The sequence below is a fragment of the Finegoldia magna genome (assembly GCF_003182075.1).
Lineage (GTDB): Bacteria > Bacillota > Clostridia > Tissierellales > Peptoniphilaceae > Finegoldia > Finegoldia magna.
The window spans coordinates 36,913-59,995 of sequence record NZ_QGTH01000005.1; the positions used below are offsets into that span (position 1 = coordinate 36,913).

At 29.6% G+C, this 23,083-nt stretch carries 21 protein-coding genes; 19 read left to right on the forward strand and 2 right to left on the reverse strand.

Going from position 1 to position 23,083, the window contains the following annotated elements:
• The first annotated feature begins 25 nt into the window (after positions 1–25).
• The 4 genes from DES33_RS02970 to DES33_RS02985 are packed head-to-tail and all read left to right on the forward strand — an operon-like array spanning position 26 to position 3,149.
• Positions 26–619 (forward strand): anthranilate synthase component II, encoded by a 594-nt coding sequence (locus DES33_RS02970; RefSeq protein WP_110058037.1) that lies wholly within the window; start codon positions 26–28, stop codon positions 617–619.
• Positions 606–1,934: an anthranilate synthase component I family protein gene (locus DES33_RS02975; protein ID WP_110058038.1), complete on the forward strand. Its 1,329-nt coding sequence runs from the start codon at positions 606–608 to the stop codon at positions 1,932–1,934. The genes DES33_RS02970 and DES33_RS02975 overlap by 14 nt, the downstream gene beginning before the upstream one ends.
• On the forward strand, positions 1,931–2,656 hold the full coding sequence (locus DES33_RS02980; protein ID WP_110058039.1) for an aminotransferase class IV: 726 nt from the start codon (positions 1,931–1,933) through the stop codon (positions 2,654–2,656). The genes DES33_RS02975 and DES33_RS02980 overlap by 4 nt, the downstream gene beginning before the upstream one ends.
• A gap of 49 nt (positions 2,657–2,705) precedes the next feature.
• Positions 2,706–3,149 carry a MarR family winged helix-turn-helix transcriptional regulator gene (locus DES33_RS02985; RefSeq protein WP_094224871.1) on the forward strand — a complete coding sequence of 148 codons (444 nt, stop codon included), beginning with the start codon at positions 2,706–2,708 and terminating at the stop codon, positions 3,147–3,149.
• A 52-nt stretch (positions 3,150–3,201) separates the two neighbouring features.
• On the opposite strand, the gene DES33_RS02990 is transcribed toward DES33_RS02985, so the two are convergent.
• Positions 3,202–4,395 (reverse strand): S41 family peptidase, encoded by a 1,194-nt coding sequence (locus tag DES33_RS02990; RefSeq protein WP_110058040.1) that lies wholly within the window; start codon positions 4,393–4,395, stop codon positions 3,202–3,204.
• A 106-nt stretch (positions 4,396–4,501) separates the two neighbouring features.
• Here DES33_RS02990 and DES33_RS02995 point away from each other — a divergent pair, with 106 nt between their 5' ends.
• The 3 genes from DES33_RS02995 to yihA all read left to right on the forward strand — a co-directional run bounded on the left by DES33_RS02995 (position 4,502) and on the right by yihA (position 6,041).
• Positions 4,502–4,777: a hypothetical protein gene (locus DES33_RS02995; protein WP_094203845.1), complete on the forward strand. Its 276-nt coding sequence runs from the start codon at positions 4,502–4,504 to the stop codon at positions 4,775–4,777.
• Positions 4,778–4,837: 60 nt separating this feature from the next.
• Positions 4,838–5,329: a ferritin gene (locus DES33_RS03000; protein ID WP_110058041.1), complete on the forward strand. Its 492-nt coding sequence runs from the start codon at positions 4,838–4,840 to the stop codon at positions 5,327–5,329.
• Positions 5,330–5,435: 106 nt separating this feature from the next.
• Positions 5,436–6,041 (forward strand): ribosome biogenesis GTP-binding protein YihA/YsxC, encoded by a 606-nt coding sequence (gene yihA / locus DES33_RS03005; protein ID WP_094205921.1) that lies wholly within the window; start codon positions 5,436–5,438, stop codon positions 6,039–6,041.
• 109 nt (positions 6,042–6,150) lie between these two features.
• Here the strand turns inward: yihA and rd are convergent, their stop codons facing one another.
• A complete protein-coding gene (rd, locus tag DES33_RS03010; RefSeq protein WP_002836766.1) occupies positions 6,151–6,312 on the reverse strand; it encodes a rubredoxin in 162 nt (53 codons plus the stop codon).
• Between the two features lie 172 nt (positions 6,313–6,484).
• Between rd and DES33_RS03015 the strand changes: the two genes are divergently transcribed.
• The 12 genes from DES33_RS03015 to DES33_RS03070 all read left to right on the forward strand — a co-directional run bounded on the left by DES33_RS03015 (position 6,485) and on the right by DES33_RS03070 (position 23,032).
• Positions 6,485–6,871 carry an ATP-binding protein gene (locus DES33_RS03015; protein WP_225559831.1) on the forward strand — a complete coding sequence of 129 codons (387 nt, stop codon included), beginning with the start codon at positions 6,485–6,487 and terminating at the stop codon, positions 6,869–6,871.
• Positions 6,872–6,961: 90 nt separating this feature from the next.
• A complete protein-coding gene (gene typA / locus DES33_RS03020) occupies positions 6,962–8,821 on the forward strand; it encodes a translational GTPase TypA (protein WP_110058076.1) in 1,860 nt (619 codons plus the stop codon).
• A 303-nt stretch (positions 8,822–9,124) separates the two neighbouring features.
• Entirely contained in the window at positions 9,125–9,451 is a 327-nt protein-coding gene (locus DES33_RS03025; protein ID WP_094207313.1) for a YerC/YecD family TrpR-related protein, read from the forward strand.
• Positions 9,452–9,532: 81 nt separating this feature from the next.
• Entirely contained in the window at positions 9,533–11,152 is a 1,620-nt protein-coding gene (locus DES33_RS03030) for an MBL fold metallo-hydrolase RNA specificity domain-containing protein (protein ID WP_110058042.1), read from the forward strand.
• Positions 11,153–11,190: 38 nt separating this feature from the next.
• Entirely contained in the window at positions 11,191–13,095 is a 1,905-nt protein-coding gene (glgB, locus tag DES33_RS03035) for a 1,4-alpha-glucan branching protein GlgB (protein ID WP_094224867.1), read from the forward strand.
• A gap of 8 nt (positions 13,096–13,103) precedes the next feature.
• Positions 13,104–14,243 (forward strand): glucose-1-phosphate adenylyltransferase, encoded by a 1,140-nt coding sequence (locus DES33_RS03040; RefSeq protein ID WP_110058043.1) that lies wholly within the window; start codon positions 13,104–13,106, stop codon positions 14,241–14,243.
• Between the two features lie 9 nt (positions 14,244–14,252).
• Positions 14,253–15,365, forward strand: a complete 1,113-nt coding sequence (gene glgD / locus DES33_RS03045; protein WP_110058044.1) for a glucose-1-phosphate adenylyltransferase subunit GlgD — start codon at positions 14,253–14,255, stop codon at positions 15,363–15,365.
• Between the two features lie 10 nt (positions 15,366–15,375).
• Positions 15,376–16,800 carry a glycogen synthase GlgA gene (gene glgA / locus DES33_RS03050; protein WP_110058045.1) on the forward strand — a complete coding sequence of 475 codons (1,425 nt, stop codon included), beginning with the start codon at positions 15,376–15,378 and terminating at the stop codon, positions 16,798–16,800.
• The gene (locus DES33_RS03055) at positions 16,797–18,890 is read left to right on the forward strand and encodes a glycogen/starch/alpha-glucan phosphorylase (RefSeq protein ID WP_110058046.1); all 2,094 of its coding nucleotides are present in this window, start codon (positions 16,797–16,799) and stop codon (positions 18,888–18,890) included. The genes glgA and DES33_RS03055 overlap by 4 nt, the downstream gene beginning before the upstream one ends.
• A gap of 9 nt (positions 18,891–18,899) precedes the next feature.
• Positions 18,900–20,708: a type I pullulanase gene (pulA, locus tag DES33_RS03060; RefSeq protein WP_110058047.1), complete on the forward strand. Its 1,809-nt coding sequence runs from the start codon at positions 18,900–18,902 to the stop codon at positions 20,706–20,708.
• Entirely contained in the window at positions 20,708–21,325 is a 618-nt protein-coding gene (locus DES33_RS03065) for a hypothetical protein (RefSeq protein ID WP_110058048.1), read from the forward strand. The genes pulA and DES33_RS03065 overlap by 1 nt, the downstream gene beginning before the upstream one ends.
• Before the next feature lie 9 nt (positions 21,326–21,334).
• Positions 21,335–23,032: a phospho-sugar mutase gene (locus DES33_RS03070; protein WP_110058049.1), complete on the forward strand. Its 1,698-nt coding sequence runs from the start codon at positions 21,335–21,337 to the stop codon at positions 23,030–23,032.
• Positions 23,033–23,083: the final 51 nt, after the last annotated feature.

Genomic DNA, 23,083 nt, shown 5'->3' on the forward strand with positions numbered 1-23,083 from the left:
CTATATATTTTTAATGGGTGATTAAATGATATTAATGATAGATAATTACGATTCATTCACATATAACATTGTTTCTTATTTGAGAATTTTGAAAGAAGAAGTTATTGTGAAAAAGAATGATGAGATAAATTTGGAAGAAATCAAACAATTAAATCCGGAAATTATAGTGATTTCTCCAGGACCTAAAACTCCAAAAGAATCCAAAATTTCTCTTGAGGTATTTGAAAAATTAAAAGGGGAATATCCAATTCTTGGAATTTGTTTAGGTCATCAAGCATTGGCTTACTCAATAGGGCTTGACATTATAAAAGGGCCACATCCAATGCATGGGAAAATGACAGAGATTAAACATGACAGCAAAGGAATATTTACTGATATTCCAAATCCTGTAAAGGTTATGCGTTACCATTCGTTAATCGTTGATGATAGCAAATTTGAAAATGGAATGTATGAAGATATGGTTATAACATCAAAGACTTCTGATGGAATAATTATGGGATTTAGAGATTCGAAAAATAAGATAGAAACTGTTCAATTTCATCCTGAAAGCGTGGGAACTGATTTTGGCTTGAAAATGATTGAGAACTTCCTAAAGGAGGTAAGAAATGATTCATTCTAAAAAAATCAAATCAGATGTAACCGTTCTAGATATTTTATATAACATTAAAGACAAGAGTTTACCTTTTTTATTAGATAGTGCAAAGGGAAGTTACAATCAAGGTAACAAATCATATATCGGTTTTGATCCGGAAATTGTTTTGAAATCAAAGGATAACAACGTTGAAATCAGTGGTCTTGTAAACAAAAAAGTTAGTGATAATCCGCTTAATCAACTCAAAATATTGATGGATGATTATTTTGAAGAAGATGAAAATCAATTTATTGGTGGAGCGGTTGGACTTTTATCTTATGATTTTACAAGTTCTAATTGTAATGTAGTTTTAAATTCTGAAAAAAATACCGAAGTATACGATGCTTATTTTGGAATTTACTTCAAAATAATAGAGTTTGACAATAATACACAAGAATACACGATTTATTACTTCGATGATACAGATATTAGAGATGTTGAAGCTGCATTTGTAAAACCAGATTATGTAGATAAGGAATATGAAACATCTGAACTTATAAAAACTGTAACAAAAGAAGAATATGCGAAAAGTTTTGATGACATAAAAACTATGATTGAAAATGGTGAGGTGTACGAAGTTAACTTGACACAACAATTCATTGTAGATACGACTAAAGATAAGTTCGATATTTACAAGAAACTTCGCGAAGTTAACAAGGCAGACTTTATGGCTTATATGGACTTTGGGGAATACTGCGTTTTATCTTCATCTCCAGAGAGGTTTTTCGACTGCAAAAATGGACTTGTTCAAGCCAGACCTATTAAGGGAACCATTCGAAGATCTGATGATAAAGATGAAGATGAAAAATTGAAAAAAGAATTACTAAATAGTGACAAAGATATTTCAGAATTATTGATGATAGTGGACTTGATGAGAAATGATTTGGGAATGAGTTGTGATGCTGAAACTATAAAAGCTATTAGCAATTATTCGTTGGAAACTTATGAAAATGTTCATCATTTAGTAGCTACAATTGTTGGTAAATTGAGAGAAGATGAAGATGTGTTTAGCTTAATCAAAAATATTTTTCCAGGAGGATCAATCACGGGTGCTCCAAAGCTTGCGTCAATTGAAGCTATTGACAAGGTTGAAAAACACAACAGAAATGTTTACACAGGATCTGTTGGCTACATTTCATTTAATCAAAATTGCGATTTCAATATTTTAATCAGAACGATTTTAAAAATAAAAGATCGCTGTTATTTTTCAGGTGGTGGTGCTATAACTTGGGATTCTGAAATGAATAGCGAATATGATGAAACAATTCAAAAATCAAAAAAAGTATATGAGGCTTTGATATGAACGATGGAATAAAATACGGTAAAGGACTTTTTGAAACGATAAAAGTAGTTGATTCCAAGCCAATTTATTTGGAAGATCATATTGAAAGACTTGAAAATTCAATGAATTTTCTGGGAATAAATACGGATGATTTAAGAGACAATGTCTACGAAAAAATACAAAATATTGATTTGAATGCAGATTGTTTGAGGATAATGGTGTTGGATAATAATGGCGATTATGATTTATACATTAACACTAGAAACACAGATTATTCGGATTTAAAGTACACACAAGGATTGAAATTAAAAGTTCTCAATCAGTTAAGAGACAAAAATAATCCTCTTGTTTATCACAAAACCAATAATTACTTACTGAATGATTATATGCACAAAGAATTATTGAAAGAAGGGTTTGATGAGGGGGTTTTTCTAAATCAAGACGGAAATGTAACAGAAGGAACGTACACAAATTTGTTTTTTATTCAGGAAAACACAATCATCACGCCACCTGTAACCGATGGTATGTTGCCAGGAATTTTTCGCAAAAAACTTATAGAATTTTTGGAGACAAATGGTTATAATATACTTGAAAAGTCAATTAAGCTAAACAATTTGCAAGATATGGATTGTTGTTTTGTAACGAATTCTTTAATGGAAATGAGATTTGTTAAACAAATTGATGAGATAATGTTTTCAAAAAACAATCTGTTTTGCGAAATATCGGAAAAACTTATGAAATAAAATTAATATACAATTTTAAAATGACGTATTTTTGAAATCGGAGGAGTTTATGGATCAAGATTACAAAACCTACATGAAGTTGGAAAATCAACTTTGTTTTAAACTTTATGCAGCTTCTAGAATGGTAACAAGTACCTACACACAATTTTTGAAACCTTTAGGGTTGACTTACACTCAGTACATTGTACTCTTAGTTCTCTGGGAAAAAGATGGAATTACTGTAGGAAAGTTGTGTGAAAAGTTATATTTGGATAACGGTACTATTACGCCTGTTATCAAAAAGATGCAATCACAAGGTTATCTTGAAAGAGTACGTAGCTCAAAAGACGATCGAATTGTAATAATTTATCTAACAGACGAAGGGAAAAAATTACAAGAAAAAGTAAAAGATATTCCAAAATTAATGAATGGTTGCTTGGAATTACCTGATGAGAAAAAAGCTCAATTATATGATTTACTACAAGATTTTTTGAATAATAACAAGACAAAATAAAGACTAAAAAACGATCCAATATTGATATTGCATTAATATTAGATCGTTTTTTTTAATTAACTCTAGACAATAATAATTTTACGATTTCGCTGTTATCATCTAGTTTTATAGCTGGTATAGTTCCAACTTCTTCATTAGTTGTGCCATCTTCATTAAGACCTTGTCCTAGTGGATACTCCACGATTAAACCTGTATTAGGAAGTGACTTGTAAGTGTGAACTATATTCAGACCATTTCCAGAAGTTGTTTCTCCTACAGTAGTTGCAAATTTCGTTCTGTTGGCTATTTGACACACTAAATCAGCACTGTTTCTGGTATTTTTGTTTTGTAATATATACACATCGCATTTTTGTTCTTCTGATTTTTTTATTGCTAGTTTAAAATTAGTAATGTATTTTATACTTTTTTGATTATCGTTTATTTTGATATTCGCCACATTTTCTGTAGTTTTAAAGCTGATACTATTTCTATCTAGAATATTTTTTGAGATAATAGGTTGAGTTTTATTTGCGACATTGAACTCAACATTTATGTCTGATTTTAGTAGAGGTTTAATTATCACATTAATCGCATAATCTAAATTATCGGAATCATTATCTCTTAAATCTATTATGATTTTATTTTTCTTTTTATTAGTTTTCAAAATATTGCTGAAAATTTGGGCGTCTTGTTGAATGTTTACAGAATCAAAGTCTGATACTTTTACATATAATGCATCTTTGTAATTGTCGATAGAATATGCTCTGAAAGTTTTTTCAGGAATTTCTTCAGTCAAATTAGAATATCTCTTCATTGATAAATTATTTAATATTTGATTGTGATTATCTTGTTGTAGAATTTCATTAAAAGTGTGTTTATCTGCTATTCTAACATTTGAATCGTAGAGCTTTTTCAAAATATAATTGTACAAATCAACTACTTCTTGTGTCGTCATTTCATCCTTTTTCTTACCGCTTTCCAATTTGATTTTGGATTTGAAATTCGGTTTTAAGGATAAAAAGTCGGTGTCTTTGTATTTTTTTGTCTGTGGTAAATTCATATATGAACTTTTAATTTGATTACATAATTCATCAAAATCTCTGAGTATGTATTTTTTTGGAATTATTTGACTGTATTCAGCTGGCCTAGAATTTATGTATTTGTAACCGAAAAAACCAAGGATAAATAATAAAACCAATAAAAATATTTTATTTGAAATTTTATTTCTTTTTCTTTGTTTATTCGCTCTATTATGTGATGTTTTCATTTCTCACCTCTTTTTAATCAGTATAATATAAAAAAAAGAAAGGGTCAATTGAATAAAATAGTAGAAATTGGGTATATAAATATAGAAAGAGAAAAAGAGGTTAGTTATGAATAATGTTTTACTGATAAATAGAATAATTCCAACAATTGATGACGATAGAATTTGCAACATTACTTTTGTAATTGCAGACATGCATTTACAAGAAGTTCACGACAAAATAATTAAGGTTATTGACTCATCAGAATATATGGATTTAAATAACACCGAAATAAATTACAATGGATTTACTACCAAACAAAAGGCAAAATTGATTCCTGAAATCATGAAGCTATTGGTAGAAAATAATCTTAAAGTTTACGGTGTTTATGATTTGTATTCTTAAATTTTAAGTAAAATGATTAACTAACAGTCACATAAATTAAATTATAAGGAGTATGATAAAATGAACAGAGAAGAATTATTAAAAAAAATTGACGAACAATTAGTTTTTGAATTACAATCAGGCTATGAATACAAACAAATGGCTTCTGAATTCAATGATATGGATTGGGATGGATTTGAACACTTTATGGAAATGCAAGCCCATGAAGAATATGAACATGCTGAATACTTCAGAAAATGGTTACAAGAAGTTGGATATAAGATTGAATATAAAACAATTGAAGCTCCAAAAGCTGACTACGATAAAGATGTATTAAGCATTTTCAAAGCTGCTTTAGAACACGAAAAAGAGGTTACAAGAAGAATCAGAGAATTATTTGATGCAGCTCATGAAATCAAATTCTATGAAGTATACACTCTTCTACAAAAATTCATTGACGAACAAATCGAAGAAGAAGCTACTTTTGATAATATCATAGCAAAACTTGAAAGAACTGAAAACAGTAATGCTGGTCTTGCAATATTAGACAAAGAATTAGGACAAAGACAATAATTTAGATTAATCAAAGCGACTTTTTGAAGTCGCTTTTTTAGTGCAAATAAATTAAAGTTTTGTTATAATAAGTGTTATATTTCTTAAATATTTAATGGAGGTGAATATGAAAATAATTAATTCTGATTTGGAAAAAATCGCTTTTTTGAAAGAACAATATCCTGATGAATCTCTACCAGAAATTGCTTTTTGTGGAAGAAGTAACGTTGGTAAATCATCTTTTATTAATTCTATTTTGGATAGGAAAAACCTAGCAAGAACTTCCTCTAAACCTGGAAAAACGCGTACAGTTAATTTTTACAATGCAAATAATGAGTTTAGATTAGTAGATTTACCAGGATATGGGTATGCGCAAACATCAAAATCTGAAAAGAAAAAATGGGCGCAAGTTATAGAAACTTATTTAAATAATAGAAGAAATTTGTACGAAGTATTTTTAATTGTGGATATTAGACACAAACCAACCGTTCAAGACAAAGAAATGTATAATTGGATTATTCAAAGTGGATTTTGTGGGTTTGTAATAGCTACAAAATTAGACAAAATCGGAAAAACAATGATTAAAAAGAATTTGAATATAATAAAAAAAGAACTCAACATAGATGATGATAACCTCATCTACGAATACAGTTCAACTTCCAAGACAAATAAAAAAGCTGTTATGGAACAGCTTGAAATGATTCTAAAATATGGTAGTGGTATTGAAGAATAAAAGTAAGTAAACCCCAAGTGATTGGGGTTTTGTTTTTAAATATTTTGTGTGTGACAATAATTTTATGTCATGTATTAATTATTATTGCCAATCATATAATTTTGTTGGATTATTCAACAACAGAGAAGTCGTCTTTTCCAGCGCCACAAATTGGGCAAACCCAATCTTCAGCTAAATCTTCAAAAGCTGTTTGTGGTTGAACACCTGCGTCTGGATCTCCTTCAGCTGGATCATAAATATATCCACATACGTCACATACATATTTTTTCATGTTTAATTTCCCCCTTTAAGATAATTACCTGTTATCAGGTACAAATTATATATACCCACTGTAAAAATTTCTAATCATTTTTCGGTTTTTTATTTATAAATTAAATATTTAATGATAAGTTGTTAAATTTATTGAACATATGGGTATATAAATATTGGGTGATAATATGTATATGTTTAAGAGGCAATTTGTCAGCGATAGGACAATTGCTACTAAAAATATTCATACTATGCTCAGACTATTAAGAAAAGTTGTACCAGATGAAGAACTACTTTATGATATACGATTAATAACTAATGAATTGATCTTTAATGGACTAGAACATGGTAACCAGTTTGATATAAATAAGAAAATAACTTTTAAAATAAAATTGAATGATGATTCGATAAAAATATGTGTACAGGACGAAGGTACAGGGATTGATTATTGTTCGAACAGTTATTTTAACAATGATATTTATGTCAGAGGTAGAGGATTATTTATAGTAAGTAAATTAGCTGACGAATTAAAAATTAAAGAAAATTGTGTTGAAGCAAAGCTATTAGTAAGACCTAATTAATTAGTGATCTAATAGCTTGTTTTATTGCAAAAAATTACTAAATGTGATTTTACACAAATTTTTCTTTTATTTTTTTCAATTTATGATATAATGAAGTGTCACAAATTAGAGGGAAGTGGAATTTTGAAAAGAGAAGATGTAAGAAACGTAGCAATTATTGCCCATGTTGACCATGGTAAGACAACTTTGGTAGATGGGTTATTGAAAACAAGTGGTATTTTTAGAGAAAATCAAGACGTACAAGATCGTGTAATGGATAGTAATGATATAGAACGTGAAAGAGGAATTACTATTCTTTCTAAAAACACTGCAATTGACTACAAAAATCATAAAATTAATATTATAGATACTCCGGGTCATGCTGACTTCGGAGGAGAAGTAGAACGTGTATTGAAAATGACGAGTGGAGTGGTGTTGGTAGTAGATGCTTTTGAAGGGCCTATGCCACAAACAAAATTTGTATTAAAAAAAGCTTTTGAATTAAATTTACCTACAATTATTTGTATCAATAAAATTGACAGAAAAGAAGCTAGGGTAGATGAAGTAGTAGATGAAATTTTGGATTTATTTATTCAATTAGATGCAGATGAATCTTATTTGGATTCTCCATTTGTATTTGCTTCTGCAAGGGAAGGATTTGCAACTGACGATTTGGAGGAAAGACCAAAAGATATGACTGCATTATTGGACAAAATCATAGACTACATTCCAGCTCCAGAAGGAGAAGAAGATGCACCATTTAAGCTTTTGATTTCTACAACTGATTTTAGCGATTACGTTGGTAGAATTGGAATTGGTAAGATTGAACAAGGTAAAGTAAAAGTTAATGATAGCTGTGTTATAGTAAATTACAATAATCCAGATAAGAAAAAGAAGATTAAAGTAACTAAGATTTACGAATTCGATGGATTAAACAGAGTCGAAGTTAATGAATCAAAATTCGGTTCTATCGTAGCCTTAACTGGTGTAGAGGGAATAGAAATTGGAGACACATTAGCAAATGAAGAAGATTGTGAACCTATTGAATTTGTAAGCATTTCAAGTCCTACGTTGGCGATGAATTTCTCAGTTAACAATTCTCCATTCGCTGGCAGAGATGGAAAGTTTGTAACAAGTAGACAAGTTCGTGCTAGATTGTACAAAGAATTAGAAACCGATGTAAGTCTAAAAGTTGAAGATACTGATTCTACAGATACTTTTAGAGTTAGTGGTAGAGGAGAACTTCACTTATCTGTTTTAATAGAAAATATGAGACGTGAAGGATTTGAATTCCAAGTTTCAAAACCAGAAGTTTTATTCAAAAAAGACGAAAATGGAAAAGTTCTTGAACCAATTGAAATAGTTACAATTGATGTTGAAGAAGGATTTGTTGGTACTGTAATCGAAAAATTGGGAACCAGAAAAGGTGAGTTGCAAGATATTTCAAATACTTCTAGTGGATATACAAGGCTTACTTTTGAAATTCCTTCTAGAGGTCTTATTGGATACCGTCAAGAGTTTTTGAGCGATACAAAGGGTAATGGAGTTATCAACACAGAACTTAAAGGATATGAGCCTTATAAAGGCGAAATTCCAAAACGTCAATTAGGTTCATTGATTTCATTTGATACAGGAGTTGCTACAGCTTACGGATTAAATGCAGCACGAGACAGGGGGATTTTATTCGTACAACCTCAAGATGAAGTATATGAAGGAATGGTTGTAGGGTCTAATGCAAAAGGATTAGATATTGAAGTAAATATATGTAAGAAAAAAGCGCAAACAAATATCAGATCTTCTGCAGCAGATGAAGCATTAAAACTATCTCCTCCAAAAATCATGAGTTTGGAAGAAATGATGGAATTTGTTGAGGAAGATGAATTAATTGAAATTACGCCTCATCATTTGAGATTAAGAAAGAAGATTTTGGATACTCAATTAAGATACAAATCAAAAAAATATAATAAATAATTTTAGCGGGAATTTATCAGTTGATAAGTTCCCTTTTTTTAATTTAAAATTTTTAAAATAAAATTAACAATAAAATTGAAGTGTCGAGAATAAACACTAACATTAATGGGTATATAATGTATATAAAAATATAAAGTATCATAATTTTTCTATTTAATTAGTATAGAGATGTGTATTAGAAATTTAATTAAAAAAAACATTTGCTTTAGTTAGAAAAAGCGTGTATACTTAAATTATCAAATGCATTATATTATATGTTATTGATGGGTAAAGGTTACCTAAAAAATTTTAAGGAGTAAAACTATGGCTGAAATTAATATCAAGGATAACACATTAAATGAGTTTTTCGATGCAATTATGATGTTAAACGGAAAAGAGGAGTTACAACGTTTTTTTGAAGACGTTTGCACAATGAGAGAATTACATTCAATTTCACAAAGATTAGAAGTAGCAAAATTACTCAAAATAAGAAAAACTTATAGCGAAATTGAAAAAGATACTGGCGCGTCTACTGCGACCATTAGTAGGGTGAATAGATCCTTACAAAACGGTGCTCAAGGTTATGAACTTGTACTAGATACTTTAATAGCAAGAAATTTGGAAGAAAAAAGAAAAAGAAAACAAAAATAACTTTTTATCCGCAAACTTTATTTTGCGGATATTTTACTATGATATAACATTTTGGGTATATAGTAAATAAGGGGTGATTTAATGAAAATTACATTTTTAGGAGCTGCACAAGAGGTAACAGGATCTTGTTATCTTGTGGAGACTGAAAAACACAAATTTATGGTTGACTGCGGATTGTTCCAAGGAAGTAAAGAGTTAGAACAAAAAAACCATGATGAAATAGACTTTAATGAAGTGGAATTTATGCTTTTGACTCATGCACATATTGATCATACGGGAAGAATTCCTCTTTTATATAAAAATGGATTCAGAAAACCAATTTATTGCACAAAAGCTACAAAAGATTTGGCAGAAATAATGTTAATGGATAGTGCGAAGATTCAAGAGAGTGATGTAGAATGGGAAAATAGAAAAAGACAAAGATCTGGGAAAACACTTCTGAATCCTTTATACACTACGATTGATGCAATGAGTTGTATTTCATTGTTTAAAGGACGTTTCTATGATGAGGTTGTAAAAATAAACGAAGACATAAGAGTTGTGTTCAGAGATGCCGGTCACATGCTTGGCTCATCAAGTCTTGAAATATTTATCATTGAAAATGGCAAAACTACTAAAATTATATTCTCTGGAGATATAGGAACTTCAAATAATCCGATTTTAAACAATCCAGAAATTTTATCTGGCTGCGATTATTTAGTTATGGAATCCACTTACGGTAATAGAATTCACGAACCTTACAAAGAAAGTGTACATTCTTTAATAGAGATAATTGAAAAAGTATCATCAAGAGGTGGAACTGTAATCATTCCTAGCTTTGCGGTTGGAAGAACTCAGGAAATTATTTATGAACTAAACAGTTATTATGATTATCAAATAAAAGATCATTATGAAAAGAAAGTCCCAGTATATGTAGACAGTCCGATGGCACTTGAAGCGACAAAAGCATTTATGAAAAATACTGATTTGTTTAATCAAAAAGCAAAGGATTATATTTCAAGTGGGGATAATGTATTCGAATTCGAAAACTTACATTACGTTAAAAATGTAGACGAATCAAAAATGCTTAATAGCGTAAAATTCCCTAGGGTAATTATTTCTTCTAGCGGAATGGCTACAGCTGGACGTGTTCGTCACCATTTGAAACACAACTTGTGGGATGAAAAAAACGCAGTTGTTTTTGTTGGATATCAAGCGCAAGGATCACTTGGAAGAATTTTATTAGATGGTATAGATGAAGTTAAACTTTTTGGCGAAACAATAAAAGTCAACGCTGAAATATATAATTTGGGCGGATTTTCAGGTCATGCCGATCAAAACAATCTTATGGATTTTGTAGACAATATGAAAGTAAAGCCTAAGAAAATCTTCATAACACATGGTGAAAATGAAGGAGCAGAAACTTTATCTAATTTGTTAAAAGAAAAGTATAATGTTGAGGCTGTTATCCCAAAAATTTATTCAACAGAAGAATTTGAAGCGGGAAATTACAATATAGAACAAGAAATATCTACAAACCGAGAAAATAATGATTTATATGCCGAATTAGAAAAGATAAAGAAAAAAATCGATCGATTGTATGAAAATAAAGAATTATTCGACCATAAAAATATGGATTCTGAAGAATACAATCAACTTAACAATCAAATTTTAGATTTGAAGAATAAAATCATGACAATAAACATGATAACTGGAGAATAAGTCTGTATAAAAGGCTAATTAAATAGCTGGGAGAAAATATGGAAAAATATTTTTATCAGGGAAATAATGAAACGGATGTATATTTGTTTCATGAAGGAAACAATAATAATTTGTACAAATTTTTAGGATCTCATATTTACTCAGATGGATTTGGAACCTACACCAGATTTTTGGTGTGGGCTCCTAATGCTAAGCACGTAAATTTGGTTGGAGATTTCAATGATTGGGACGATTATTCACTCCCACTTCAAAAATTACACGATGGAGAAATTTGGGAGATTTGTCTCAGAGATGTTAAAATCTTTGATTCATATAAGTACAGAATAGTCACACAAGATTCAGAAGTTTTGTATAAAGCGGATCCATTTGCATTTCATAGCGAATTAAGACCTAAAACAGCAAGCAAGGTTTATGACATTGATGGTTATAAATGGAAAGATAAAAAATGGATCACAAAAAGAGAAGAAACTGATATATTTCACAGTCCTATGAGTATCTATGAAATAAATCTTTCCTCATGGCGAAAACGTGATGAAAATTATCTCTCCTACGTTCAATTAGCAGATGAACTTGTATCTTATCTCAAAGAAATGAATTACACACATGTTGAATTTATGCCCTTAATGGAACATCCATTTGATGGATCATGGGGATATCAACTTACGGGTTTTTTTGCAGCGACATCTAGATTTGGTTGTCCAAAAGATTTGATGTATTTGATTGACAAATTACACCAGAATGATATTGGAGTTATCATGGATTGGGTGCCGGCTCATTTTTGTAGAGATGATTTTGGACTTAGAAAATTTGATGGAAGTAATTTATTCGAAAAATCTGACCAATACTTAGCTGATAATGATCAATGGGGAACATTGAACTTTGACTTTTCAAAAAAAGAAGTGGTGAATTTTCTTATATCTTCTGCATTATTTTGGCTCAAATACTATCATTTGGATGGATTAAGGGTTGATGCAGTTGCTTATATGATTTATTTGAACTTTGCTGGAAAAGATATCAGAAACGAAGATGGCGGCTATGAGAACAAGGAAGCTATCGAATTTATTAAAAAATTAAATCAAACAATCAAACAAGAATTTCCAAGTGCGTTTGTCATTGCAGAAGAATCAACTTCATGGCCAAATGTTACAAAACCTGTAGAAGAAAGTGGACTTGGTTTTGATTTTAAGTGGAATATGGGTTGGATGAATGACATAATTAAATACATGAAGATGAATCCAATCTTCAGGAAAGACCATCATAATTTATTAACTTTTTCGATAATGTACGCCTTTAATGAAAATTACATCCTTCCATTTAGTCACGACGAAGTAGTTCACATGAAAAATTCAATGATTGGTAAAATGCATGGAACTTACGATGATAAATTTGATCAAATAAGACTTTTGTATTCGTTTATGTTTGCTCATCCAGGTAAGAAACTTTTATTTATGGGTAATGACATAGGACAATTTGATGAGTGGAATGAATATAAAGACATAACATGGGAAGTTTTGGAATACGAGAAACATCAACAATTAAAACATTTCATGGAAGATTTGAATAAATTTTACAGAGATAATAACGAGTTTTATAATTTGGATACTAGTTATTCAGGTTTTCAATGGGAAGATGTGAACAACGCAAATGAATCTTTGATTATTTTCGAGAGAATAAATTCTAAAAACGAAAAAATTATTTGTATTTTTAATTTTACACCTGTAAAAAGAGAGAAATATCCTGTAGGTGTCGATTGTTATGCGCTTTATTCAGTTGTACTTAATTCTTCAATGAAAAAATATGGTGGTAATTTGCTAAGGAATAAACCTTATTATTCCAAAAATAATGGACATAATGACAGAAAATTTTCAATCAAAGTTGATATAGAACCATTTTCTGCGATGTTTATAAAATTAAATAAACTTAGAAATATCAATATAAAATAGGAGGACGTATGAAGGCGCGAAATAGAGTTGTCGCAATGCTTTTAGCGGGAGGACAAGGTTCAAGACTAAAAGCATTGACAAAAAATGTTGCAAAACCAGCAGTGTCATTTGGTGGAAAATATCGAATAATTGATTTTGCTTTGAGTAATGCTGCAAATTCAGATATAAGAGATGTAGGAATATTAACCCAATACAAACCATTCAAATTAAATTCACATTTAGGAAATGGATCCAGCTGGGACTTATCCAGAAATTCTGGCGGTTTAAGAATTTTATCTCCATTTGCCACAGAAAGTGGTGGTAATTGGTATGAAGGTACAGCCAATTCTATTTACGAAAACATGAATTACTTGGATGAATTGGATGCAGAATATGTTGTTATTTTATCTGGTGATCATATTTACAAAATGGATTACAATAAAATTTTAAAATATCATAAGGATAAGAATAGTGACCTTACAATAGCAGTAATGGAAGTAGATTGGAGCGAAGCTAGTAGATTCGGTATTATGAATACCGATGAAGATGGAAAAATTGTTGAATTTGAAGAAAAACCAAATAATCCAAAAAGTAATTTGGCTTCTATGGGAATATATATTTTCAATTGGCATACTTTAAAAAAATATTTGATCGAAGACAATGAAGATAAGAATTCGAAACACGATTTTGGAATGAATATAATTCCTAAGATTATAAATGATGGACTAAATGTTTTTGCATGGAAATTTGATGGCTACTGGAAAGATGTGGGAACTGTAAGAAGTTATTGGCAGGCCAATTTGGATTTATTAAATCCTGATAATAGACTTGACTTGTACGATACTAATTGGAGAATTTACACAAAAAACAGAAATCTTCCTCCTCATTATGTTGATGAAGTTGCAGATGTCAAAAAATCTTTAATTAATGAAAATTGTTTGATTTACGGAAATGTGAACAATTCCGTTTTGTTTTCTTCGATAACTGTGGAAAAGAATGCAGAAGTTCATGATTCTGTTATTTTAAGCGATACCGTTATCAAAAAAGGTGCAAAACTTTACAACTGTGTAGTCGCAGCGTCCATGACTATTGAAGAAAATCAAGTAATTGGTGAAGAAAACTCCGACAAAATCTTCTTGGTTAGCGAAGATGGAATTGAAGAGTGTTAGGAGGAATTTATGCAAAATTGTATTGGAATTATATACGGCGGAAAAAGTAGACAAGATTTTGGTTATTTAACAGATTCTAGACCAGAATATATGCTTCCTTATGGAGCAAGATATAGAATTATAGATATTGCATTGAGTAACTTTGCAAACAATGAATTTTCAAATGTTGTTTTGTATGGTGGCAAAATTATGAGGTCTACTCTTGATCACTTGGGAAATGGTGAAAGTTACGAATTGAACAGAAGACGAAATGGACTTGTTATATTTCCTCCAACTTTTGAAAATTCAGGTAAGGAAATTGTAGCTTATAATGAAACTAAAGATTTTTATTTAAGATCAAAAGAAGATGAGTTGTACTTCTACGATCCAATGGTTATTTTCAGAGAAGATTTTTCGGTTTCTCATGATAGATTTATAAAAGAAGATTTGGACATATTATTGTTCTGCAAAAAGATGGATAATGCAACGGGATTATTCATCGGTGAGACTAGATTAAACTTGGATGATGAAGGCAATCTAATCAGCATAGGAACAAATCAAGGAGTCGATGATGAATTTAATTTGATGACTAACATTGGTTACATGAAAAAAGGAGTCTTTTTGAATTTGATTCACGATGCAGCTAAAAATTCTAATTCTAATGAATTAATTGATGTTATTATTTCTAATTTGGATAAATTAAAAATCGGTGTATACATGATTGACGGATATGTTGAGGTAATCAGAAATTTGACTCAATTTTACGACGCGAATTTGAAATTATTGAATGCCGATATTTACAATAATGTATTTTTCAAAAATGGATTGTTATTAACAAAATCGAAAGACGAGCCGTCAGCATTGTATGGTGATTCTGCTTGTGTGAAAAATTCATTGATAGCAAACGGAGTCAAAATAGATGGTAAAGTAGAAAACTCAATTATTTTTAGAGGCGTAGAAATTCAAGAGGGTTCTGTTATCAAAAATTCCGTTATTTTCGAGAGAACTGTTATAGAAAAAAATGCAGTAGTTGTAAATACGATTACTGATAAAGGAGTTTTGATAAAAGAAAATGTAACTGCGGTTGGTAATCCAAATTATCCATACGAATTAAAAAAGAATGCAATATTAGAAGATAAATAGGGGAAAGTAAATGAATATATTATATTGTGCAGCAGAGGCTGATCCGTTTATAAAAACTGGTGGACTTGCAGATGTTGCAGGTACACTTCCACTTGAAATGAAAAAGCAAGGTCATGAGGTGAAAGTGGTCATCCCTTTGTACAAATTGATAAATGAGGAATACAGAAAAAAATTTGAATTTGAGGGAAGTTTTTATGTAGATTTGGATTTTAAACATCATTATGTTGGTGTGTTCAAATACATTCATAGAGGTGTGGAATTTTATTTTTTAGATAACGAAGATTATTTTAACAGAGATAATGTGTATGGCGAAAATGACGATTGTGAAAGATTCGTATTTTTCTCTAAAGCATGTGTTCAATTGTTAAGATATATCGATTTTGATTGTGACATTATCCATTCCAATGATTGGCACACAGCAATGGTAAATGTTTATGCTAGAGATTTTGCTAAAGGGGATCCGTTCTATGAGTCAATCAAAACTGTTTTTACAATTCACAACCTAAAATATCAAGGTGTATTCAGTTCAAATTCACTTAGACAAACAGATTTATCACCTATGTATTTTTCTGAAGATGCATTGAAATTTTACGATGCAATTAATTTTATGAAAGGTGCGATAGTTTTTAGCGATAAAGTTACAACTGTTTCTAAAACTTATGCCGATGAGATTAAATACTCATTTTTTGGAGAGGGTTTGGATGGTGTTATCAGACAATATCACTACAAAATATCTGGAATTACAAATGGAATTGATACAACTATTTGGAACCCAGAAAAAGACAAATATTTATTTAAAAATTACTCACTGAAAAATATCAAAGATAAATTCGTGAACAAAAAAGCATTACAAAGAATGTACGGTTTGGAAGAAAAAGATGTGCCTATATTCTCCATGGTTACTAGATTAGTTGAAAATAAGGGGCTTGAACTTGTAAGATACATTATGGATGAGTTTTTGACGACGGAAGATGTACAAGTGATAATTTTGGGAACAGGTGATTATTCTTATGAAGAAATGTTCAAATATTATGAGTGGAAATTCCCAGATAAATTAAAAGCAAATATTTATTATAATAATGAAGAATCACACAAAATTTATGCAGGAGCAGATTTCTTGATGATGCCATCAATATTTGAACCTTGCGGAATATCTCAATTAATTGCTATGAGGTATGGAACAATACCAGTAGTGCGTGAAACTGGAGGATTGAGGGATACTGTTCAATCATTTAACGAATTTAGCAAAGAAGGAAATGGATTTTCTTTTACAAATATCAACGCGCATGACTTCTTGTACACATTGAGACGTTCAATATCATTTTATTACAATGATGATTTTAAAATAATTCAAGAAAATGCTATGAAGTCAAAAAATGATTGGGAAAAATCTGCAAAAGAATACATCCAACTTTATGAGGAGATTATTAAATGATTGATATTTCCGAAGATCGATTAAGAAAGATGTTGCAGATAAAATTATCGTATAACTCATTAGTCGATCTTCAAAATGCGGATGTCTATGAAATTAGAATAGCATTAAATGAAGTCATTAAAGAAATTATTTCTGAACAATACACAAATATAACTACTAACAAATCTTATAGAACATATATAGTGTCGTTTGAATTAATGGTAGAAAATTTGTTTGAAGATTATATTGAAAAACTCAATTTAAAGACTCCATTACAAAAAATATTACAAGAAAAATATGAAGATATTGTAAATATGGACAATGATCTGCACCTTGGACAAAGCTATATAGGAAGATTCTCAGTAGATTTGTTTGAGAAAATTTCAAAACAAGGAAAGTTTTGTAAAGTGTATTCTATTTTTTACAAAAATTCACAGTTTAAACAACGAATAGTCGATGAAAATCAAATTGAGACAGTATTTAATAATCCAAAAACAAGCGTCGTTTTTAAAAGATCTAATGAATACGACATAGAATTAGATAATAATAAAATTAAATCACAAATATACGATATTCCTTATATAAATTGGAATACGAATTTTATCAGATTATTTGCACCAAAAGCTAATCCCAATCTTAATTACGAAAATTTTATTCGCGGAAAAATAGAGGAGATTTATTCTGAGGAGAACAAACTAGACTCAATTTGCCAATTTGTTTACACACCTCAGATTGACGAATTTGGAAAGTATATTAAATTCTTGCAACAAAAATTTCTTGCAGATTCAATAGTGGAAGACATATATAATGACGAAATCAAATTTTTTAAAAATCCAGATAATATCGAAGACCATATTCAAATTAATATCGTTGAAACAAATGTTGCTCTGGTAATAATCGCATTCTTGCAAAAATTATTGGATTTTGGATATGATTTTGAAAAAGCTTTGGAAAAATCTAATAAAATTTTCAAGTATTATAATATTAATCTGCACAGAGAGTCATTTGAATTAATGGATTTGAGATTTTTGTATCAGTTTGATTATATTAAAAATATTATCCATTTGCTAAATGAAAATGCACAAAAAAATGGGTATGCACAAATTATCAAAGACGATTTTCTAGATTGCTTTAATCTTATTGCTTTCGTAACACATTCTATAATGGTTGGGTCTGATTATCAGAAAAAATATCTATTGAATAGCAAATATGTGGATATCACCAGAAACGTTGAAGTTAAAATTATGTCAGAAACCTATGGGTTTAACGACGATTTATTCTATAAAAGTCTGGAATGTAATAATTTGTATTCTAGCAAACTAAAATATAAGAAAAAACTTGTAGAAAAGTACAGTTTAGAAAATATAAATGATAAGAGCATTTTTAATATGCAATTATCAGATTTTCACGAGGGTAAGAGACAAGCTCTAAATGTCTTTTATATTTTGTATTTGTACTTAAAACTAAAATATAATGTGAATACGATAATTACTCCTACGACGTTTTTTATTGGAGGGATGAGTTCTTTTGATTATTTGTTTTGCAAAAAAACAATTAGTTTGTGTCTTGGTTTATCTAAGATAATTAATTCGGATAAGCTAATTCAAGAAAAAATAAAATTAGTGTTTGTCGAAAATATAATGCTTGATCAAGTGCCAGACTTCGCCAAAGCATGTGATGTTTTCAACTATATACCTTACAAAAACTTCGATATTTCAAACACATATCCTTACGCATTTATGAATAACGGATCAATTATTTTGACAAGTGATTCTAGTGTTTTTGAAAATATAAGCCAATTAAAAGATACTGGAGTATTTAAGTTTGATGAAGAAAATTTCGCAAATACAGAATCCAGTTGTATGGATTTTATATTAAAAAAAATCGAATTATTGGAAAACAAAAAATTCATAGATGAATTTTATGAGATTTATAATTTGATTCTTAAATACAACGATAGTTTTAATGTGATAAATTCTTTTGATAATTTTGTGGAAGTTAATGAAAAAATTCAAAAATGGTATTTGAATGAAAATTTATGGAATGATTTAATGATTAAAAATATAGAAATATCCAAAAAATTCGGAATTAACTATTTAAAGGATGTTTAGGAGTTATAAATGTATGATTTAGGGTTTAATTATAATAAAGAATATACAGTTTTTAAGATTTATGCTCCGCAAATAACTAGTGTAAAATTATTGTTGTACGAAAATTGCGATGATGTCAGATACAACTCCATAGATATGAAAAAAAGTGTTGGATACTTTGAAGTCAAGGTTGAGGGAGATTTGGATGGAGTTTATTACAAATATCAGCTTGATGAAAAGTTTGAAATTGTAGATCCATTTTGTAAAGCTTCTTCAATCAACAGCTTAAAGTCGTGTGTCGTAGATTTGAATTCCACAAATCCAGTAGGGTTCATAGATGAACAATACAAAATAGCAAATAGGAATGAAGCTATAATTTATGAATTGTCGATAAAAGATTATTCTTCAGATATTTCTAGCAAAGTTGATGAAAAATATCGCGGGAAATTTTTGGGATTGGTAGAAGAAAATGATGTTTCAGGAATAAATCATTTAAAAAATTTGGGCATAACACATGTTCATTTAATGCCTGTATTTGATTTTGTAGGCGTTGATGAGAGAAATTCAGAAAAATTTTCTGAAGATAATTACAATTGGGGTTACAATCCTGAAAATTATAACTGTATTGAAGGTAGCTTTGCTACAGAATCAGAAAATCCAAAGAATCGAATTTTTGAATTCAAAAAAATGATTCAAACTTTACACGCTAATAATATCGGTGTGATTATGGATGTGGTTTATAATCACACTTTTAGAAATAAAGATCATCCATTTAATTTGATTTATCCACAATTTTATAGACGTGATAATAATGGAGATTTTACAAATGGATCTGGTGTTGGTAATGAATTAAATACAGAAGATGAATTTGTAAGAGATTTTATTATTCATAGCTTATTATATTTTCAAAAAGAATTTCACGTTGATGGTTTCAGATTTGATTTAATGGCTTTAATAGATTCAGAAACAACTGATAAAATCGTAAGTGAACTTCGAAAAGAAGATGATAATGTAATTATATACGGAGAGCCATGGATGGCAGATGAATCTCCACTACCAAAAAACAGAAGAACCACTTTTGGTAGTCAAAAAGGAAAAGATTATGCGTTATTCAATCCTTTTTTTAGAAATGCCATTAAAGGTGATAACGATGATATTTCTACAGGTTTTGTTCAAAAAAATGTAGATAAAATTAGTTTGGAAGTAGGAATTTGTGGATCGATATACTATGATGAAGATAGACGTGGGTTTTGCAAAAATTCTAATGAATCTATTAACTATTTTAATTCACACGATAATTTAATACTTCAAGATAAATTACTTAAAACAAATGCTGATATTGCAACATCTACAAAGCTTTGTTTTGATTTGATAATGCTAAGTCAAGGGATACCATTTTTCCATTGTGGAAATGAGTTTTTGAGAAGCAAATTGATGTTTAAAGATACTTATAATTTACCAATTGATATTAATGCAGTGAATTGGAAGTTAAAATATGATAACAATGAAATATACCAATATGTAAAATCGTTAATTGAGTTTAGAAAAAGACATTCAGAATTTAATCTTAAAGATGAAAATGAGATTAGAAACAAAATCAAATTTTACGATTTAAATGATTTTTGTATATGTTTTAGTATTAAAAATGATAAAGGATTTTTGCTTGTTTTTATAAATTCAGGAGAAAAATTCGAATTTGATTTGAGCAATTATTTTAAATATTTTGTAAATTGCACGAAGATTTTTGATGAAAAAATAATTGAAACAAAAGTAAGCGGAAATGTAATTTTGATTGGGGAGAGAAAAAGCGGGGTATATTCAATAAGTATGGAGAAATAATGGATACTAGATATGAACTTAAAGATGTAGATAAAATTTTGAGTATAGAAGGTTTCTTTGGTGGAGATCAACAATGGTTTGAAGATGTTTTGCATTCAAACTATCTTACTAAAAAAGGTTGTTCAGTAATTGCCTTCACAAATTTTCTTATCTACATTGCAAATACAAAAAAAGAATATGCTAAGTTAGTTCCAGAAAATTTTATCGGAAGTCCGATAAATAAGACTGATTATATAAAATTTGCTGACAAGTTATCTACATTTATTAAACCTAAACTATATGGCGTTCCATTTTTATTTCCAATGAACAGCGCTATTCGAAAGTACGCCAAGAAAAACGGAGTGATTCTTGTTGTACAAAACTACAATTTTACATGGAATATCAGAAATATAGTGACATATATTATTGGTGCAATAGCAAATGGCTATCCAGTTTTGATGTTGACGTTAAATCATAGAAATCCTGATGTTAAATTTCATTGGGTTACGATAACTGCGATTTATTATGATGATAGTTGGAAAATTGAATGCTCAAACTGGGGAACAAAGAGAGTGTATGATTTAGAAAAATGGTTTAAGGAAAAGTCTTTGTACAAAGGTTTAATTTATTATCAATAGGAGGATTTTATGGATTATTTAAAAAAATATAATGAATGGTTAAATGATGAGTGTTATGATCAACAAACCAGAGACGAATTGATGTCAATAAAAGATGATGATGAAGAAATACAAGATAGATTTTATAAATCATTAGAATTTGGTACTGCAGGTTTGAGAGGAAAAATCGGGGCAGGTACTAATAGAATGAACAAGTACAACATAATGAAAACAACACAAGCACTTGCAGATACTATAAAAAATTACGGCGATGAAGCTTTGAAAAGAGGCGTAAGCATTAGCTACGATGTTAGAAAATTCTCCAAAGAATTTGCAGAAATATCGGCAAACGTATTAGCTTCTAATGGAATAAAAGTTTATTTGTCTGACGATATTAGACCAACACCAATGTTGTCTTATTCAATCAGAAAATTCAATTGTATTTCAGGAATTATGATTACAGCATCTCACAATCCAAAAGAATATAATGGATACAAGGCTTATTGGGAAGAAGGTAGCCAAATTCTTGAAGATAAGGCTAATGAAATTTTGAATAATTTGGACAAAATAGAAAGTTTTACAGAAGTGAAGATTGGAGATTTTGAAAAATTAATATCCGATGGGAAAATAGAATATTTTGGAGAAAATTTGGATAAAGATTATTTTGATGATGTTCTAAGCCTTACAATTAATGACGATAATATTGATAAAAATGTTAAAATCGTATACACTCCTTTAAACGGAACCGGAAATAGATTTGTAAGACATATCCTAGATGTTAGAGGATTCAAAAATGTTTATGTTGTAAAAGAACAAGAAAATCCAGATAGTAACTTCACAACTGTTCCTTATCCAAATCCTGAAAATCCAGAAGCATTTGAATATGCCATTAATTTGGGAAAAGAAGTTGGAGCTGATTTGTTATTGGCAACAGACCCAGACGCAGACAGAACCGCTGTAGAAGTTTTAAGTGATGGAGAATATGTCTTCTTAGATGGTAATAAAATTGGAGCATTATTGACTAATTATATTTTAAGTCAAAGATACGAAAAGCATGATTTGCCAGAAAATCCAGCAGTTGTTAAATCAATTGTAACAGGAGATTTGTCTGCTAAAATTGCAAAAAAATACGGCGTTGAAATGATTGAAACATTAACTGGATTCAAAAATGTTTGTGGAAAAGCAAATGAATACGAAAAAACTGGAGAAAAATCTTGGGTATTCGGATATGAAGAAAGTATTGGTTATTCCTATGGAACATTTGTAAGAGATAAGGATGCTGTAAGCTCTTCAATGATGATTTCAGAAATGTTAGCTTTTTATAAGAAACAAGGAAAGACATTGATTGATGTTTTAAATGATTTGTATGAAGAATTTGGATATCATGAAAATTCACTTTCTTCTGTTGTGTTAGAAGGATTAGATGGTCAAGAAAAAATCGCAAGAATTATGGAAGAATTCAGACATAATCCAATTAATGAAATAGGTTCTACAAAATTAGTTGAAACAAAAGACTACAATGTAAATTATGCGGATTTTGGAACTCCAAGATCAAATGTTTTGAAATATTACTACGACGATGGATCATGGTATGCTTTAAGACCTTCTGGAACTGAACCGAAAATCAAACTATATATTTATTCTGTTGCAGATTCAAAAGAAAAAGCTGAACAAAAAGTTTTGGATATCGAAAAAATAGCAAAAGAAAAAATGATGAATGTTAAATAATTTAAAATATCACTTGCCCTTTCATTCTTGGGTAAGTGATATTTTTTAATT